Origin of the sequence: uncultured Nitrosomonas sp. (assembly GCF_902826915.1) — a bacterium.
GTDB lineage: Bacteria > Pseudomonadota > Gammaproteobacteria > Burkholderiales > Nitrosomonadaceae > Nitrosomonas.
This window is the reverse complement of sequence record NZ_CADEGP010000048.1, coordinates 1-16,773: the sequence shown is the minus strand read 5'-3', so window position 1 is coordinate 16,773 and position 16,773 is coordinate 1. Positions and strand designations below refer to the sequence as shown.

The 16,773-nt window shown below is 44.7% G+C and carries 18 protein-coding genes; 12 read left to right on the top strand and 6 right to left on the bottom strand.

Annotated elements, in window-relative coordinates; genetic code table 11:
- Window positions 1–123: 123 nt before the first annotated feature.
- Window positions 124–2,307: a primosomal protein N' gene (locus QZV86_RS09460; protein WP_295626897.1), complete on the bottom strand. Its 2,184-nt coding sequence runs from the start codon at window positions 2,305–2,307 to the stop codon at window positions 124–126.
- Between the two features lie 90 nt (window positions 2,308–2,397).
- The gene (locus QZV86_RS09455; RefSeq protein WP_295626894.1) at window positions 2,398–3,804 is read right to left on the bottom strand and encodes an adhesin; all 1,407 of its coding nucleotides are present in this window, start codon (window positions 3,802–3,804) and stop codon (window positions 2,398–2,400) included.
- A gap of 223 nt (window positions 3,805–4,027) precedes the next feature.
- On the opposite strand from QZV86_RS09455, the gene QZV86_RS09450 reads away from it, so the two are divergent.
- The 7 genes from QZV86_RS09450 to QZV86_RS09420 all read left to right on the top strand — a co-directional run bounded on the left by QZV86_RS09450 (window position 4,028) and on the right by QZV86_RS09420 (window position 9,072).
- Window positions 4,028–5,140, top strand: a complete 1,113-nt coding sequence (locus tag QZV86_RS09450; RefSeq protein WP_295626891.1) for an aromatic ring-hydroxylating dioxygenase subunit alpha — start codon at window positions 4,028–4,030, stop codon at window positions 5,138–5,140.
- Window positions 5,141–5,183: 43 nt separating this feature from the next.
- Window positions 5,184–6,044, top strand: coding sequence for a DMT family transporter (locus QZV86_RS09445; RefSeq protein WP_295626888.1), 861 nt, complete (start codon window positions 5,184–5,186; stop codon window positions 6,042–6,044).
- A gap of 85 nt (window positions 6,045–6,129) precedes the next feature.
- A complete protein-coding gene (locus QZV86_RS09440) occupies window positions 6,130–6,480 on the top strand; it encodes an STAS/SEC14 domain-containing protein (protein WP_295626885.1) in 351 nt (116 codons plus the stop codon).
- Between the two features lie 133 nt (window positions 6,481–6,613).
- Window positions 6,614–7,096 carry a hypothetical protein gene (locus QZV86_RS09435; protein ID WP_295626880.1) on the top strand — a complete coding sequence of 161 codons (483 nt, stop codon included), beginning with the start codon at window positions 6,614–6,616 and terminating at the stop codon, window positions 7,094–7,096.
- A gap of 2 nt (window positions 7,097–7,098) precedes the next feature.
- Window positions 7,099–7,482 carry a SirB2 family protein gene (locus QZV86_RS09430; RefSeq protein ID WP_292921123.1) on the top strand — a complete coding sequence of 128 codons (384 nt, stop codon included), beginning with the start codon at window positions 7,099–7,101 and terminating at the stop codon, window positions 7,480–7,482.
- A 41-nt stretch (window positions 7,483–7,523) separates the two neighbouring features.
- Entirely contained in the window at window positions 7,524–8,036 is a 513-nt protein-coding gene (locus QZV86_RS09425) for a GNAT family N-acetyltransferase (RefSeq protein ID WP_295626875.1), read from the top strand.
- 55 nt (window positions 8,037–8,091) lie between these two features.
- Entirely contained in the window at window positions 8,092–9,072 is a 981-nt protein-coding gene (locus QZV86_RS09420; RefSeq protein WP_295626872.1) for a kelch repeat-containing protein, read from the top strand.
- Window positions 9,073–9,082: 10 nt separating this feature from the next.
- Here the strand turns inward: QZV86_RS09420 and QZV86_RS09415 are convergent, their stop codons facing one another.
- Window positions 9,083–10,309 carry an EAL domain-containing protein gene (locus tag QZV86_RS09415; RefSeq protein ID WP_295626869.1) on the bottom strand — a complete coding sequence of 409 codons (1,227 nt, stop codon included), beginning with the start codon at window positions 10,307–10,309 and terminating at the stop codon, window positions 9,083–9,085.
- Between the two features lie 171 nt (window positions 10,310–10,480).
- Window positions 10,481–10,864 carry a hypothetical protein gene (locus tag QZV86_RS09410; protein WP_295626866.1) on the bottom strand — a complete coding sequence of 128 codons (384 nt, stop codon included), beginning with the start codon at window positions 10,862–10,864 and terminating at the stop codon, window positions 10,481–10,483.
- A gap of 463 nt (window positions 10,865–11,327) precedes the next feature.
- Between QZV86_RS09410 and QZV86_RS09405 the strand changes: the two genes are divergently transcribed.
- The 5 genes from QZV86_RS09405 (at window position 11,328) to QZV86_RS09385 (ending at window position 15,106) form a co-directional block, all read left to right on the top strand.
- Complete coding sequence (locus QZV86_RS09405) at window positions 11,328–11,717, top strand: hypothetical protein (RefSeq protein WP_295626863.1); 390 nt, start codon at window positions 11,328–11,330, stop codon at window positions 11,715–11,717.
- 42 nt (window positions 11,718–11,759) lie between these two features.
- Complete coding sequence (locus QZV86_RS09400; protein ID WP_295626860.1) at window positions 11,760–12,011, top strand: hypothetical protein; 252 nt, start codon at window positions 11,760–11,762, stop codon at window positions 12,009–12,011.
- A gap of 263 nt (window positions 12,012–12,274) precedes the next feature.
- Window positions 12,275–12,871 (top strand): TetR/AcrR family transcriptional regulator, encoded by a 597-nt coding sequence (locus tag QZV86_RS09395; RefSeq protein WP_295626854.1) that lies wholly within the window; start codon window positions 12,275–12,277, stop codon window positions 12,869–12,871.
- A gap of 61 nt (window positions 12,872–12,932) precedes the next feature.
- Window positions 12,933–13,205: a DUF4242 domain-containing protein gene (locus QZV86_RS09390; protein WP_295626851.1), complete on the top strand. Its 273-nt coding sequence runs from the start codon at window positions 12,933–12,935 to the stop codon at window positions 13,203–13,205.
- Between the two features lie 152 nt (window positions 13,206–13,357).
- On the top strand, window positions 13,358–15,106 hold the full coding sequence (locus QZV86_RS09385; protein ID WP_295626848.1) for a hypothetical protein: 1,749 nt from the start codon (window positions 13,358–13,360) through the stop codon (window positions 15,104–15,106).
- Between the two features lie 268 nt (window positions 15,107–15,374).
- On the opposite strand, the gene cheZ is transcribed toward QZV86_RS09385, so the two are convergent.
- Entirely contained in the window at window positions 15,375–16,133 is a 759-nt protein-coding gene (gene cheZ, locus QZV86_RS09380; protein ID WP_295626845.1) for a protein phosphatase CheZ, read from the bottom strand.
- 32 nt (window positions 16,134–16,165) lie between these two features.
- The gene (gene cheY / locus QZV86_RS09375) at window positions 16,166–16,573 is read right to left on the bottom strand and encodes a chemotaxis response regulator CheY (RefSeq protein WP_295626842.1); all 408 of its coding nucleotides are present in this window, start codon (window positions 16,571–16,573) and stop codon (window positions 16,166–16,168) included.
- Window positions 16,574–16,773: the final 200 nt, after the last annotated feature.

Below are 16,773 nucleotides of genomic sequence, written 5' to 3'. Positions count from 1 at the left end.
GCTAAGTGCTAAGTGCTAAGTGCTAAGTGCTAAGTGCTAAGTGCTAAGTGCTAAGTGCTAAGGCAGCTATGATTACTAAGATATTTGATCGGGCTAATTGCTGAGAATAGAGATTGTTATAAATTAAAATTCAATTGGATCAACATCCAGTACCCAGCGTATTTTGCGGGCGGATAATGTATTAATTTGCACATACCATTCGGCCAGAAATGTCTGCAACTGTTTGCGTGAAGTTGACTGTATGAGTAAGTATGCGCGCTCCATTCCTTTTAAACGTAACAACTGAGCAGGCACTGGATCAAAAAGTTGTATCGCTTGGGTGGGTTTGGCCAAATGTGCAGCTTGCTCTAGAAAATCAAGTACGATTTTGATGTTGTGGGCTTCTGCGCGCAAAAGTGCCTGATATACATAGGGTGGGAATCCGGCTATTTCTCTTTCTGTCAGCAGAGTCTGCGCCAGGGTGTCATAATCGTGCTGTTGCAACGCATAATATAGGGGATGGTCAGGAAATTCAGTTTGAATTGATACATGTCCTGCAACATTGGCTCGGCCTGCACGGCCGGAAACTTGCATGAGTTGCGCAAATAAACGTTCACTGGCGCGAAAATCTGTACTGTAGAGCGAGGTATCGGCATTCAGAATACCCACCAGTGATAAATTAGGGAAGTCATGCCCTTTGGCCAACAGTTGCGTGCCGATCAGAATGTCTACTTGATGAGTATGGATGGCATGCAAAATTTCTTTCCAGGCATTTTTGCGGCGCGTGCTGTCGCGATCAATGCGCAAAATTCGCGCTGATGGAAAATGTGCAATCAGCGCTTCTTCCACGCGCTGCGTGCCTTGACCAAACGGTGCGATATCCTGATTGCCGCATTGCGGACAAGCTCGCGGGAATTTTTCTTCATGACCGCAATGATGACAGCGTAATTTTTTATCACGTAAATGAACCACTAGACGGCTGGAACAACGCTGACAGAGCGCACTCCAGCCACAGGATTTGCATAGTAATACTGGCGCATAGCCGCGTCGGTTGATGAAAATCAGGCTTTGGTGTTTTTCAGATAAACATTTTTCTAGTGCTTTGAGCAGTGGCTCGGATAATCCATCCTGTGATTTATGAATACGCGTGTCAATATACTGAATCGAAGGCAGCCTGGCGCTTTGCACCGCGCGGGAAGTTAGGCGGATATACTGGTAGCGACCATTGATTGCATTAAAATAACTTTCCAAGGATGGCGTGGCGGTGCCTAGCACTACAGGAATATTTGTTTTCCGTGCGCGAAAAATCGCTAAGTCACGTGCGGAATAACGTAATCCATCTTGCTGTTTGAATGAGCTGTCGTGTTCTTCGTCGACGATGATCAAGCCCAGTTTGGGTAGAGGTGTGAAAACAGCCAGGCGCGTGCCTAGAATAATTTTAGCTTCGCCACGCTGTGCTTGCAGCCAACCGGTTAACCGTTCTGTGTCGTTGAGCCCGCTGTGCAGATTAACCAATGAAGTGGTGCAAAAGCGTGCACGAAAAATCGCTTCCAGCTGTGGTGTTAAATTGATTTCCGGAATCAGCACCAGTGTTTGCTTATTGTGTGACAGGGCCGACTCGATGATACGCAAATAAACCTCAGTTTTTCCGCTGCCGGTCACTCCATGCATCAACCAGGTGTTAAATCGTTCAAGACCAGCAGTCACAGTGGTTACTGCACTGACTTGCTCGGCTGTCAAGGTAGGAATGATTGTAGCTTTTGGTGTGGTTGTATTGATTATGGGTTGTTCGGCTATCCAACCGAATTGTTTCCATTCACTTAGCAATTTACTGGTGCGCGGTGAAACTTGTTTGATTTGTTGGGAAGTCAGTTGTGCCGCATTTTGGAATGCGATCAGTAAACGGCGCGCCACGCGATTGCGTGCAGGAATGCTAGTGATATCGATCTGCCTACCTAAATTTGTGAGACTCAATGGATGTTGTGCGGAATCTTTCAGTTTAATCGGCTTGTTGTTGCGCAGTAGTGCGGGCAGGCTGTTCATGATTACCCCGCCGAGCGGGTGATGGTAATACTGACTACAGAATTGGAACAAATCCAGCAATGCTGGCGGGAGCGGATCTATTTCCCGGAAAATGCAGTAAACCGATTTGAGTTTCTCGATCGGGACCTGAGTTTCCGTACTGATCGCCATAATAATGCCCGTGATCTTTTTTTTACCAAATGGTACGCAGACGCGCAGACCAATATCGTGCATGCTGGCATCTTCGGCTTGATAATCAAATAAAGTGTCTATGGGAATATTTAGGGCGACGCGAATGATGCGCATAAGCAGTCGGGACTATTGCGGCTGAGAGACGTTACCCACTTGGTTTTGAACAAATTCCAGTGAGTAACGTGTCGAGATTGGAGTAGCAAGTTATTTCGAGACGCGGTATAGCGTAATGGATGGTTCGCGGGATTTTTCTAATTGAGCCGTAGTTCCGTCAGAGCTGATAGAGAAATTTGCGCTACCTTCCTGATGGGAGAAGCCGACACAGCCATTCGTGTTATAGGTAAACCTTGATAAATCGAGCTTGTTGCTTCCCTTGTCGTAGGAGTACGATGCAAATTCGATACCGGGTTTTCCACATTCTGCTTGATCTTCGCGTTGTGCTTCACCCGTTGGGTCGATCATCAGAAATTTACCGTTTGGAAAGAACACCAGCGTTTGTGTTTTAATGGCATTTTCATCATAAGCCCAGGCTCCGATGATTCCGGTCGCATCGTTATCAATTTTTGCGAATCGTGTTTCCTTGACTTCTTTTTCTGCCACTTCATTTTCGTTACTGAGTTCGATTGGCTTGGCGATATGAAAGAGTTCACCAAATACACTGGTTTTTTCTCGTTCTCTTTGTACCGTTACAATGTCAGAATACATCAATTCAAAACCGTCGGTACGTACCCTGCGGGTTGGTCCCGGATCGGATAAACCAGCTCTGAGATTGGTGTCGATGGTAGGTTTACCAACTAGCTTGAATCCACGATTATCGAAATCAACGGCACTGACAACTCCTGCTTCGACACCTGCCTGAAAAATGGTTCGCCCACTACATACGCGATTTTCATCACAGGAATCATCCGGTCTGGCGTCGCCCTGTAAATATTCCCCGCTGCTATCGGCTGCTACTCGCAGTACGCTGGCGGTTTGATCGGTATAGCTCACCCATATTTGTGCGCTGAGCAGTGCGACACCTTGTGACATGAAATGGTCACGGGCCTCCTCAGGAGTTCTGGCTTCGCCTTCTATGCTTCCAGCTTCCATGATGCTTTTTAAATTGGCGGATTCAGCAAATGTTTCCGGATTACTGTTGAGATCAATGGATCCTTTGACGGCAGCAGCCGTTTCCTGCGAAATGGAAATGCCATTGGATAAATTGCTATCGGAATCAAGAGACTGCAATAGGACCAATAAATTTTGTAATTTGTTGTTGTTATCTCCTGCCAGTTCAATCGGCGTCACAATTTGTGAACCCGGAATATTTCCCAGTGTCAAACCGCCCAATTTGAATTCTATTTTGTCGCCATGGTTGAAGTTAAAATTACCTTGCTCATCAGTTGTGCCCGATTTTCCGGAAGAGGCATTATAGCTAACGCCAGAGACCGGGGAGTCAACTAAAATACCCACGGCTGGGCCGGTAGGCATATTTCTTTTGGTCGCTGATGTGGAGGATGACGATGTTGTGGCAGTATTCTCACTACTATCACAAGCGACGAGTCCCACAATAAATGCTGTGGATAATAAGGTTATCCATGAATTCTTTTTAAATGAGTGTGTGGATTTCATTAAGATGCTCTCTTTTTTGATTAATTAAAAATTCAATCTTGTACAATTTATACTTTGCGGTTGTCACAATGATAAGCGGATGCTGATATTTTACTATTAAGATTGCTATTATAGCCAAGCAATCGTTTTTTCGTTTTTTACTTGCATAATCTGGTTTTAAGTTATTGTCTTCTCGTGTATTTTTTTCGCTAATTTTTTGCTAGGGAGAATATAAGGTATTTATATGTCAAATATGGCTGAGACCTCACAACTGACAGAACTGTCAGCGCAACTCCCCATTGACTGGTACCTGGATCCAAAAATTCTTGAAATTGAAAAACGTATACTGTTCGACCAAGGGCCAGGATACGTGGGTCATGAAGCAATGGTACCAAATATTGGAGATTATTACGTGCCGGAACGGATGGGGAAAGCCAAAGTGTTGGTGCGTAATGGACAAGGGATTGAATTGCTTTCCAATGTTTGTCGACATCGGCAAGCCCTGTTACTGAATGGTAGAAGTAATACCAAAAACATTGTGTGTCCGATTCATCGTTGGACGTACGCGCTGGATGGGAGATTGCTGGGCGCACCACATTTTGATCAGAATCCTTGCCTCAATCTTGCGAAAACACCGCTACAAACCTGGAATGGTTTGCTGTTTGCTGGTAAGCGTAACGTGGCACAGGATTTGGCAAATTTGAGTTCCGATGTTCTTCAGTGTTTTGATTTTTCCGGTTACTTGATGGATCGTGTGCAGATCGAACATTACGATTGTAACTGGAAGACATTTATAGAAGTTTATCTGGAGGATTACCATGTCGATTCGTTTCATCCGGGTCTGGGTCATTTCGTCGATACCGAAAAACTCAATTGGGAGTTTGACAGTTGGCACAGCGCGCAAACAATAGCCATCGATTGCGCGCGTCTGCAGAAGCCTGGTAGCCCCGTGTATGCTAAATGGCATGAGCAAGTGCTACAGCAAACTGAAGGAAAAATGCCACCACATGGTGCCATATGGTTGCTGTATTTTCCTAATATCATGCTGGAGTGGTATCCCTATACGCTTGTTGTTAGCACGATATTGCCGACCGGCATTGAAAGTTGCATGAATGTGGTTGAATTCTATTATCCGGAAGAAATTGCATTATTCGAACGTGATTTTGTGGAAGCTGAACAGGCTGCCTATAAGGAAACCGCGCGTGAGGATGAAGAAATCTGTCAATTGATGACTGCAGGTCGGCGTGCGTTATATGCTCAGAATCTGAACGAAGTAGGACCTTATCAAATGCCAATGGAGGCCGGAATGGAGCATTTTCATCAATTCCTGCGACGTGAGATCGGATCACGCCTTTGATGGCTGTTCAGTCGTAATTTCAATATTCAAGGAAGACAGATTAATGCGTTCGATGTGGATGCTGGTTGCTGCATTTATGTTTGCTTGCATGGGGGTGCTGGTTAAACTCGGGGCTGCTTATTTTTCCAGCACTGAGCTGGTATTTTATCGATCGCTGTTTGGTGTTTGGATGACCTATCTGATTCTTCGTTTTTATCGCTTGTCGGTGCGCACGCCGCATTGGCGGATTCACTGTTGGCGCGGAGTAACCGGCTTGGTCAGCCTGTTGATGTTCTTTTATTGCTTGACGCAATTGCCGTTAGCTACCGCCGTTTCGCTGAATTATACGTGGCCTCTTTTTGCCGCCTTATTTTCCACTCTGATTCTGAAAGAGCATATTCATTGGCCACTGATCGTGACTGTGATATTGGGCTTTATGGGGGTGATGTTATTGTTGCGTCCTAGCGTGCCAGATGAGCAATGGTTTTCGGGCGTAATGGGTATTGCTTCAGGTTTTTTTGCAGCGATCGCATATATCAATGTCAAGCAATTAGGTAATCTGGGTGAAACGGAATGGCTCGTAGTGTTTTATTTTACCTTGATTAGTACTGTGTTAACCGGTGTGTGGCTGCTATTTACCGCATTTAGCCCGATTACCGGTCATGGATTGTTGTTGTTGCTCGGAATTGGTCTGGTTGCAACCCTGGCACAATTGGCGATGACGCGTGCTTACCATCGAGGTGTTACTCTGGTCGTATCTTCATTGGGTTACAGCACGATATTATTTTCCAGTCTTTGGGGAATCTGGTTCTGGAATGAAATTTTATCGCCGATTGCTTGGTTGGGTATGGGATTGATCGTTGCGGGTGGATTACTCAGTGGCATTTTAGGTTTTAAATTGACGCCGGCCGTTACTCAAAAGTGATCTTGCCGCCAGTTGCCAGCAGGCAAAATTTGCACCAATCCGTTTAATTGCCTATGATGAGCTTGTTATTATTTGGGATGGGATCATGATTACAATTCAAAAAAAGGGTAACTTGGTAATTGTTGCAGTCATTGGCGAATTTACCTTGACCGATTATCATGAATTTGAGCAGCAGGTGTTATACAAGCAGCACTTTGATGGCAAGGCGAATCTTTTGTTTGATTGGCGTGACATGCTGAATTACACCGTCGATGTCGCCTGGGAAGAAGTCAAGTTCATGCGTGATCATGGCGGCGAGTTTAATCGAGTGGCCGTTGTCACGGATGACGAATGGCAGACCTGGGGTACTTGGGTTTTTAATCTGTTTGTTAACGCCAACGTAACGGTGTTTCATAATTATGCAGAAGCCGAAGTATGGGTTTCAGAGAATGAGTGATCGACGCTTATTTCATTATAAACGGCGTTGTTTATGCGCAGAGAGGGGCTGTGTTGCTTAACATCCAGATGGACTCGATTTTAGAGTGGTTTTTAATGTTTTCTAAGTTTGCTACTAAACTGGTAATAAATGCATGGACGAATTGATACTTGCCCGAGTATTGCATGTACTGGGTGTAATTCTGTGGATTGGTGGTGTGGCGATGGTAACCTTGGTGTTGTTACCGATGCTCGCGCGCATGTCATCAGCAGCGGAAGCGATAGAAATTTTTACTCGTTTCCGGCAACGTTTTGCCGCACAGGCTCGGGTTGCTACATTGGTCGTCGGTTTAAGTGGTTTTTATATGGTGTATGCGTTGGATGTCTGGCAACGTTTTGTACATTGGCAATATTGGTGGATGCATACCATGGTGTTAATTTGGTTGTTGTTTAGCGTGATGCTGTTTGTTATGGAACCGCGCGCCCGCCGCCAAGCTGCAGTATCAGCGCAGAAAAATATCACAGCGGGAATGTTTATTAAAATTCAGCGTAAGCATATGATCTTATTGATACTTAGCTTGATTACCATTGCCGGTGCCGTGGCTGGTAGCCACGGTTGGCTGATCCCTGGCGACTGATAATGGATTACGCGTTATTGAAAATGGTTCATGTCGGTAGCGTGATTTTGAGTTTCTCGTTATTTTTTTTACGCGGTATTTGGCTAATTCAGGACTCTGAAAACCTGCGCCAACGCTGGGTTAAGATCCTGCCGCATATCAACGATACGGTGTTACTTGTCAGTGCCATTCTACTGGCGATCGCGATCCAGCAGAATCCGCTAGAACACGCTTGGCTGGCTGCGAAGATATTCGGTTTGCTGGTGTATATTGGTCTAGGCATGGTAGCGATGCGCTTTGGCAAAACCCGCAAAACAAGGATTGCCGCTTGGGTTGCAGCTCTTTTTGTGTTTGCTTATATCGTATTGGTTGCTTTGACCAAAAGTCCGGTCTTGGGTGTTGACTAGATTTCTTCGGCGTTACATTCCAAAGAATTCAATATTGTCGGATGGATTTCTCTACTTGTCGTCTTGAAAAAGCCGGTTGTCACCAAGCGCAAGCGATTAGTGATTTGATCAATCAGACCTATCGCGGGGAGATTGGCTGGACTACAGAAGCTGCAATTATTCAAGGTGACAGAACCGATCGGCTGGAAATAGAAGCTGCTATGGCGCACCCTGATGCTTGTTTTTTTGTTGCCAATCAACCTTTCATGCTGGCGTCGTGTATTTATATCGCGAAAGAAGACGAGCATGCCTACATCGGTTTTTTCTCGGTTCACCCAAGCCTGCAACAGCAAGGATTTGGTAAATATATGCTTGAACAAGTGGAGGCCTTTGCTTGTCACACAATGCAAGTGCGCAAATTTATTATGTTCGTGGTATCGCAGCGACCGGAATTGATCGCATTTTACCAACGTAGAGGCTACTGCTTGACCGGTCAGGTTGAAGCGTATCCATTGCATTTGGGAGCACCGAAAGCTTCTGGCTTGACAATTGATTATCTGGAAAAGGTTGTGTAAGGCAAAATCATGTGTTTTGCAGTTATTATTCAGCCAAATCAAAAGGAGGAATGCCATGTCAAAATTAAGATTTCTGATTGTCCTGCTGGTTCTTTTTGAAACGGCGTTATTACAGGCCGAATCTGCTGATCTTGGCGTTTGGCATAATGCAGCTCCGACATTGGAGAAGCGCACTGAGATTGCGGTAGCCGCATTGGACGGAAAAATCTATGCGGTCGGCGGATTCAGTCAGCCTAGTCTTAGCAATGTACTGGACTTCGCTATCAGTCGCATGGTGGAAATCTATGATCCCGCTACCGATGCCTGGACAGAAACAACGCCATTGCCAGAAGGCCGTCATCATGCCGGAATTGCCGCTCTAAATGGTTATTTGTATGTGATTGGCGGTTTTACTAAAGGTGGTTTATCGGTATGGCGTGCAGTTGCAACGCTGTATCAATTTAATCCAGCTAATCAGACCTGGCATGAATTAGCACCCATGCCGACCGCGCGTGGTGCGTTAGGCGTGGCGGTATATCAAGGTCATCTCTATGCCATTGGGGGATATGACGGAGATAACAATTCCGCCGCTGTGGAAGTGTACGATCCGCAAACCAACGTATGGACTCCTGCAGCCGCTATGCCGACAGCACGTGATCATTTGGCGGTTGTGACTGCAGGCGATAAAATTTATGCCATTGGTGGGCGCCCAAGCTTGAATTACCGCAAAAATATGGATGTAGTCGAAGCCTATGACCTCGCCACGAATCAATGGCACGCACGCGCCAAATTACCGACCGCACGTAGCGGTATTGCCGCTGGCGTGATCGATGGACGCATTTACGTGGTGGGTGGTGAATCCGGTGAAGGCACGTTCGATACGCATGAAATGTACTTGCCGGAAGAAGATCGCTGGGCGACTATGGCGCTGATGCCGACGGCACGGCATGGCTTGGGCGCGGCTGTAGTCAATGGCCGACTGCATGTCATCAGCGGTGGTCTGACGCCGGGTGCATCGTTTAGCCAAGTGCATGAAGTGTTTGCCCCCGCTCATTAACAATCGTAAGCTACGCCGGCGCGACGATTAATTCGGTGCGTACTTTGTTTTGCCATTCTTCCATCCAGCGGGGAAAATCATTAGGCAGCAACGGCCTAGAAATAAAATTTCCTTGTGCCATATCGCACCCTGTCTGCCGCAAGAATTCCCAATCGTTACGATCCTCGACGCCTTCCGCTACGATATCCATGCCCAGTTGTTTGCCCATCGATAAACTGGCATCGTAAATGGCGCGCAATGTGTCATCTTCACACGCGCGATGCACGAAGCCTTGGTCAATTTTAAGCTCATTGAAAGGAATATCGCGTAACTGCGCCATTGATGAATGTCCGGTACCAAAATCGTCAATCGACAAATGAAATCTTTTGAGGCGCAAGCGTGTTAGGATTTCCAGCGGTATTCGTGTATCGGATCCCATTAATTGGCTTTCTGTGACTTCGAGTACGATCTTTTGTGGCGGCAAGCCGTTTTCGGTCACCAGATTAACGACGAAGCCTTGGAAGTCCAGTGATGCCAGATTATCCATTGAAACATTAATTCCAATCCGCAATGTCAGTCCCTTTTCATGCCATTGCTTGGCCTGGGCTATGGCCTGCTGCAAAACTTGGTGTGTCAAGTCGTCAATCAGATTATTTTCTTCTGCGATGCTAATGAACCGATCGGGTAATATGATTCCATCTTTTGGATGATGCCAACGCACCAATGTTTCTGCGCCTATAACCTCGCCTGTTGCTACCGATACTTTAGGTTGGTAGTAATTGACTAATTCATGCTGAGCAAGAGCGGATTGAATATCTGCCGCGACATAAATTTTTTTGTTAGGTTGCTGCTCGGTTGAAGAATTAGGTTCCCATTGTTGTAGTATTTCAGATAGCTTTTCAGGATTTACGGGTTTTAGCAGGTAGCCAAGCATGGATATTTTGTGCGCATGGACCAGTCGCTCAGCGGTTTTAAGCATGCGTTCGTCTTCACCACTGACTAAAATTAGTTTGCCGTGATATTGCCGATCTACCAAATAACGCACAAACTCGATGCCATCCATATCGGGCATATTCAAGTCGAGTAGAATTAAATCTGGGCAGGTGTCGATTTGATCAATTTTCTTCAGAGCATCGGAACCGTTGTCGCAAGTAACGACGGAGATATAGCCCAGCTTGGCAAGCATGCGTGTCAGGAGTTTGAGCATGAAGCTATCGTCATCGAGAATCAAAATCTTGACGTTGGATGCGCTAACCATGACTTGCCTTTATTATTTTGTACGTTAGAAAGGGGCGCAAAAAGAGGTGCAAAATTACTTTAAACATTTGGCACGATAATACACTGTGTCACGAGGGAAATGGTAGTAATCACTTTTCCGATAAACCTTAAATTGGAGAAATGCTAGCATAAGCTGCATCCTGTTGATTAGTTAGGGTACTTGATATCCCATGACTTTGATGACTTCCCACTTGAAGTCATGCACATGGACATCATCATCTGTAAGTGCCATGGAGAGAGCGCCTTTCGTTACTGGCGGTAGCTCTAGGTTGATTTGGTGTTGCTTCGTTTCATGCGACATATTTTCATGCATGTGCATCTGGTGATGATCATGGATCGGTGTCATGCTGACAATGAGTTGCGTCACATAATAGTGGTCATTGCCATTGTAGATGGTGCCACTAAAAATTCCCCAGCCAAATCCTGCATCAATTTTAAGTTGTTGAATTGCCCCAGCAGGTAGTTCGATCAAGTCTGGCTGTTGTGCGTCAGATTGCTGGCAACAGTCTACAGCGGCAGGAGGTTCGCTAGTCAAGGCAGGGAAAGAAATAATCAATAATATTATAATGAAAAGAGAGAGTCTAGTTGGCTTCGATAGATGAACCATTCAATGTCCTTAGAAAGATAACAGTTTAAATAGTATTTGAAAGAGATTATAAATCAATAGGCCTAATTTTATTGACCCAGATGCGATGCCAGCTGATAGGATTCGCATAAAATTAGTGTCTGTGGATCTGAAGGAATAAAAGTTTCTTGCAGTAAGGTAATATTTTGTCTCAAAATATTACCCGAACTTTAAACCCCATTCATTTTTGAGGTGTTCATGAAACAGAAAATACTTTCGATTATTTTTGGAGTGATGTCATTGACGGGATGTATATCAATACCATCAGAGGCTCCGGAGCTTTCAGCGCGTAGTTGGGTGCACGATTTCTTCTCTGGAGGCGGCGCATGTTAGACTTCTGCCGGAGTTTTTTCGTGACCTTAAAGTCGATGCAATGTGGAAGCAGGTCGTCCAATCACAAAATGTAAAAGATCGCTTAAACTTTATTACGCTGGCTGGACCTAAACTCCAAGTGAAGATTAATCAGAAGCGTGTCGAGTTGATTCAGCCACTGGACGAACTTGAAGCGGAGTATGACCAAGCAAGAGTAATTAATAATTCATTGACTGCTTTCTTGCAATCCACATCAAAAATAGAAGAGAACCGAAAGCGTTATCTCGATATGATCGGAATGACAAATACGGATATCGATAAATTTGTCAACCAAACTGATCAAGCAGTATCCGAGCTGGTCGTTGCTGCACGTAGTGTTGAAGATCGTGTGCAAGATACGGAGAGATACCGCGAAAAGATCAAGAGCATTCTTGATAAACTACGTAAATGAGGGGTGATAATGACAATCGACTGGGACAAATTTTAGGAAGAGTTGGATCAAGTTATTGATGGAACAGGAGATAGAACGGATAGTAAACTTGCTGGAAAGATTTCAGCAATTACTCGATTATCAGACGAGGAAGTTAAGAGTCTTTTCCCAGATTCAGTTGAGGTCAAGAAGCTTGTGGAGCTGATGGAAATTGTTAGGAGTTCGAGTGATCAAAACGAGAAAATTAATAAAATTGTTGGCAATACCGAGGAATTTGGTGAGATCCTTCTCAAGTTGCTTGCCAAATTTGTTTAACTGTATGTGATTTTCATCAAATATTAATCCTCTTACATTAGCGCAACCGATGACGATTAAGTTAATTCGTTTTGCTTTGTGAGGACTGTGCTTTTTTTAGATTCGCATGTAAACTTGCAGCGGTCTAGAGTGCTTTCGGATGAAAGTGTCAGATGTATATCTGCTGTCAAAATTTTGCTAAGGCGATGAGCATATCCCGCTAAGAGGCTATCAGGTGTGTTTTAGTAATTGACAAATAAGACAACCGGTCGTATTATTGGGCGATGTCAAAATCAAATAAAAAAGAGTTTAATCGAGAGAGCTTGCTAAATGAAGGCGTTGCATTGTTTATGGGACAGGGTTATCACGGTACCGGATTGCAGGAAATTCTCGATGCGGTGAACGTCCCCAAAGGTTCTTTTTATAATTATTTTGACAGTAAAGAAGATTTTGGGGCTAATGTTATCCAGCACTATATCGGTCCATTTATTGCACAATTAGCCGGACATTTGGATAGCTCTGGTATGGATGCGCTCGGTGCAATTCGGTGTTATTTTGATGAACTTATTGCAGAGCTTGAGAGAAACGAGTTTAAGGGGGGATGTCTTTTAGGTAATTTGATGGGCGAACTGGGCGATACCAGTGAGGTTTGCCAGAAATCCCTTCAAGCGGCGGTCAAACGCTATCGGGATTTATTGCAGTATGGGTTAGCGAAAGCGCAACGGCAAGGAGCGGTAAGATCGGATAAATCGGCTGAAGAAATGGCTGACTTGCTGATAAATGCCTGGCAGGGTGCTTTATTGCGAATGAAAATAGAAAAATCATCTGCTCCAGCTAAACAATGTTGTCATAATTTACTAGGAGATTATTTTATGCCTTAATTTTTTTATCTGAATTAAATACGACTGGTCATATTTTTTAATCAATTTTATTGGAGGCACTATGCCAAAATATATAATAGAACGTGAAATTCCTGGAGCAGGTGCATTAACACCCCAGGATTTGCAAGCCATTTCTCAGAAATCATGCGGTGTATTGAGTAATATGGGGCCACGGGTTCAATGGCTGGAAAGCTATGTAACGGATGATAAGGTTTATTGCATCTACATTGCGCCTGACGAAGCTGCCGTCAGAGCGCATGCTGAACAAGGCGATTTTCCAGCCAATCGCATTTCTCGAATCAAAACTGTGATTGATCCTACTACTGCCGAGTAAAGTAAGTGAATTACGATGGTTCGTAAGGTCGACTGTTTCTATCTGTTAATAATGTACAGAAAACTGATTTTATGAATTCTACATTTTGGTAGACGGAAAAGTAAGTGACCATAGTCATTTAACGGTGCCAATTTATTCAGGAGGGATATACCATGCAATTTTATGCTGCTGTTCATTCCACGTTCTTCATTTCGATGCTGGTTTTGGCAAGCACCTGCGAGTCATTTGCTGAAACTGGAACGCCAAATATAACGCCAAAAAATTTTGTTGCAGCAGAATCGAAAGGAGGGCATCAGCATTACGCGGCATCCGAGTTGGCACATAAGCCAGGTACGGATGGTCAGCTTGCCCCCAGGTTGCTTAATCTGGGTTCGCATACGTTTCCGGTTAGCACGCGTAACCTGCTAGCGCAACAATACATCAACCAGGGGCTCAATCTTGCCTACGCATTCAATCATGCCGAGGCACGCCGGGCATTTCGCGAAGCGGCACGACTTGAGCCAGATCTTGCAATGGCTTACTGGGGGCAAGCGCTGGTACTCGGTCCTAACATCAACGCAATGATGGGACCGAATGAAGAGCCTCAAGCGTCAGAGATCGTACAAAAGGCTAAATCGCTGATGAAGAATGCATCGCCGAAAGAGCAAGCGCTTATCAATGCTCTGGAAAAACGCTATTCGGGACAAACCGAGCATCGAGAAGCAAATGATAGGGCTTACGCACAGGCCATGAGGGAAGTACTTCAGCGTTTTCCACATGATGAGGATGTTGCGATGCTTTATGTGGAATCCATGATGGACTTGCGGCCTTGGGGCTATTGGATGCTTGACGGCCAGCCGTATGAAGGAACAGCCGAAATCGTTGCGTTGACCGAAGAAGTGTTGCGACGCAATCCGAAACATCCGGGCGCTCTGCATATGTATATTCACTTGATAGAGCCGACTAGCACTCCCGAGCGCGCAGAGCAAGCAGCCGACACGTTGCTGACGTTGATGCCCGCAGCGGGACACTTAATACACATGTCATCGCATATTTATCAGCGCGTCGGTCGCTACGCCGACTCAATAAAGAGCAATCAACTTGCAATCGCGGCGGATGAGGATTACATCTTGCAATGCCAGGCGCAAGGTTTGTATCCGATGGTGTACTATCCGCACAACATTCATTTTCTCTGGTTTGCAGCGACGCTAGACGGTCAGAGTAAGCTTGCCATGAGCGCTGCGCAGGAAGCAGCTAGTAGGATTGACGATGAAATGCTGAAAACAATACCGCTGACCGCTATATTCCGCGTAACGCCATTTTGGGCGCTTGCACGATTTGGGCATTGGCAGGAAATTCTTGCACAGCCTGCGCCCCCTGCAACCAATTTGTTTTTAACCGGAAGCTGGCACTATGTACGTGGTCTCGCATTTGTCGCAACACAACAATTGCAGCAAGCCGAAAAGGAACTGGAAACGTTGCGCAAGATTATGAAAAATCCGCTGCTGGATAGTCCACTGCTCTCAAAAAATACCACTAAGACTGTGCTGAACGCCGCGCCTGAAGTCTTGGCAGGAGAGATTGCCGCTGCGCGAGGGCAGTTCGATCAGGCTATTGCATATCTTGAAAAAGCGGTTCGCCTAGAAGATGCTTTGGTGTACACCGAGCCGTCGGAATTTCACTTGCCGCCACGGCTGGTGTTGGGTGCTATCCTTCTGGAATCAGGACGACCCAATGAAGCGGAAACAGTTTATTGGGAGGATTTGCGCCGGAATCGCAACAATGGATGGGCGCTTTATGGCTTAGCACAGGCATTGCGAGCACAAAACAAAAACGATGATGCAGCCATTATCACAGCACGTTTTGAACAGGCTTGGGCGCGTGCCGATATAAAATTGCAGGCATCTCGTTTTGGGCGCTAATGAGTCATTTGTGAAGTGAAGTGGTGTCGCCAGACTGGACAAGCCTTAAGCCCTGACACTACGTTAAAAAGGAGCAATAAAATATATTTTTATACTATTAAATTGTTTAGAGAAGATTAGAGATCACTAGACAGTCTAAGCCATTGAGCCACTAAGAACACAAGTTGCTTCTTATGGGAAACTGAACTTGATCTGATAGGCACCTCGTGATGTCGAATAACTGTCAGATCAAGTCGCGACGACTACGAATTAGATGAAGCTACCTCTCTCAGAAACCAAGACTAGCTAACAAATCATCCGCTTGGTTTTGATTGCATACGACATCATTTCTTTTCTCAGGGTTGATAACTGGTCCATTCATGAGTCCTTCATGTTCTGTTGTAATCTTCTTGGCGGGGACATTGGCAAGTAAAAGATCAATTAGATCTTTTTCTAAACTTTGTACCATATGCGTAATTTTCTTGATGACCTGGCCTGTCAGATCTTGGAAGTCTTGTGCCATCATTATTTCAAGTAATTGGGCATTGGTTGCACTAGTCTGTTTGGGTACCTTGTCAAGATACTGAAGTGTTTCAATAAGCAATGTTTTGAATATTTTAGGATCTGGATTCGCTTGCTGGGTTTCAAAGGCTTTTTTCCATTGCTCAGATAGATGAATTGCATCATTTGAAAGTTTATCTTGAATTGGCATTGCGATTTCAGTGGCATTGAGTGTGCGCTCAGCAGCTTGTTCAGTTTTTGTGGAGACATAAGCCAGTTTATCTTGAGCATTGGGCACTTCAGAAGCAATGTCTTGGAGACGTTTGTCATACCCCAATTCCCGTAAGCTATCGTGTAAGTTCCGTGTTAACAATCCAACCTGATCAAGAATTCTTTTGTCAGTTATTATGGGTTCTTGGTTATCGTCGAATTTAGTTCCGGAATTTTTTGATGCATCAGTTAATTGAATCGATTTTCTGGATTTTTTTGGAGTTAAAGCTGGATCAATTTCGTTAACTTTTACTTTCATCTGACCTTTTGTATTCATAGTTAACTTACCTATTCGTTGTTAGAGGAAATTTATGCCTTTTCAGCAATTTTGGCTTTCATGTTCTGGAAAATTTTATTTAGCTTTTCTTCGAGCACGATGGCAGTGAATGGTTTAACAATATAACCGCTTGCGCCGGCTTGGGCGGCAGCCACAATGTTTTCTTTTTTGGCTTCTGCGGTGACCATAAGGACGGGAATATTTTTTAGTGCAGAGTTCGCGCGCACATTTTGCAGCATAGTTAACCCATCCATATTGGGCATATTCCAATCGGATACAATAAAGTCAAAGTTACCGTCTTGCAGTTTACGTAATGCGCTTGCACCATCTTCAGCCTCGTCAACATTGACAAATCCAAGCTCTTTTAAAAGGTTGCGAATGATTCTACGCATGGTAGAAAAATCATCGACTACCAGAATTTTCATATTTTTGTCCGTCATGCTTTTCTCCGAAAATAGTTGTATCTTTCGTATTACTCGTGCTGCTCGATCTATAACTGGCTAATTAAATAGTTTTATTTGTATCAATCTTGCTGGTGTATTTACGACAAATGACTATTAAAATTTAGGCTAAACCAGAAGAATATTGGAGCTATGATTATTTCTGGTGTATGACAAGTGAGGAGAAAGCGGTGTAGCCT

What these genes read in the sequence shown, in the direction of transcription:
- QZV86_RS09460 (WP_295626897.1), bottom strand. Translation starts at nt 2,307, where the DNA reads ATGCGCATCATTCGCGTCGCCCTAAATATTCCCATAGACACTTTATTT.
- QZV86_RS09455 (WP_295626894.1), bottom strand. Translation starts at nt 3,804, where the DNA reads ATGAAATCCACACACTCATTTAAAAAGAATTCATGGATAACCTTATTA.
- QZV86_RS09450 (WP_295626891.1), top strand. Translation starts at nt 4,028, where the DNA reads ATGTCAAATATGGCTGAGACCTCACAACTGACAGAACTGTCAGCGCAA.
- QZV86_RS09445 (WP_295626888.1), top strand. Translation starts at nt 5,184, where the DNA reads ATGCGTTCGATGTGGATGCTGGTTGCTGCATTTATGTTTGCTTGCATG.
- QZV86_RS09440 (WP_295626885.1), top strand. Translation starts at nt 6,130, where the DNA reads ATGATTACAATTCAAAAAAAGGGTAACTTGGTAATTGTTGCAGTCATT.
- QZV86_RS09435 (WP_295626880.1), top strand. Translation starts at nt 6,614, where the DNA reads ATGGACGAATTGATACTTGCCCGAGTATTGCATGTACTGGGTGTAATT.
- QZV86_RS09430 (WP_292921123.1), top strand. Translation starts at nt 7,099, where the DNA reads ATGGATTACGCGTTATTGAAAATGGTTCATGTCGGTAGCGTGATTTTG.
- QZV86_RS09425 (WP_295626875.1), top strand. Translation starts at nt 7,524, where the DNA reads ATGGATTTCTCTACTTGTCGTCTTGAAAAAGCCGGTTGTCACCAAGCG.
- QZV86_RS09420 (WP_295626872.1), top strand. Translation starts at nt 8,092, where the DNA reads ATGTCAAAATTAAGATTTCTGATTGTCCTGCTGGTTCTTTTTGAAACG.
- QZV86_RS09415 (WP_295626869.1), bottom strand. Translation starts at nt 10,309, where the DNA reads ATGGTTAGCGCATCCAACGTCAAGATTTTGATTCTCGATGACGATAGC.
- QZV86_RS09405 (WP_295626863.1), top strand. Translation starts at nt 11,328, where the DNA reads ATGTGGAAGCAGGTCGTCCAATCACAAAATGTAAAAGATCGCTTAAAC.
- QZV86_RS09395 (WP_295626854.1), top strand. Translation starts at nt 12,275, where the DNA reads ATGTCAAAATCAAATAAAAAAGAGTTTAATCGAGAGAGCTTGCTAAAT.
- QZV86_RS09390 (WP_295626851.1), top strand. Translation starts at nt 12,933, where the DNA reads ATGCCAAAATATATAATAGAACGTGAAATTCCTGGAGCAGGTGCATTA.
- QZV86_RS09385 (WP_295626848.1), top strand. Translation starts at nt 13,358, where the DNA reads ATGCAATTTTATGCTGCTGTTCATTCCACGTTCTTCATTTCGATGCTG.
- cheZ (WP_295626845.1), bottom strand. Translation starts at nt 16,133, where the DNA reads ATGAATACAAAAGGTCAGATGAAAGTAAAAGTTAACGAAATTGATCCA.
- cheY (WP_295626842.1), bottom strand. Translation starts at nt 16,573, where the DNA reads ATGACGGACAAAAATATGAAAATTCTGGTAGTCGATGATTTTTCTACC.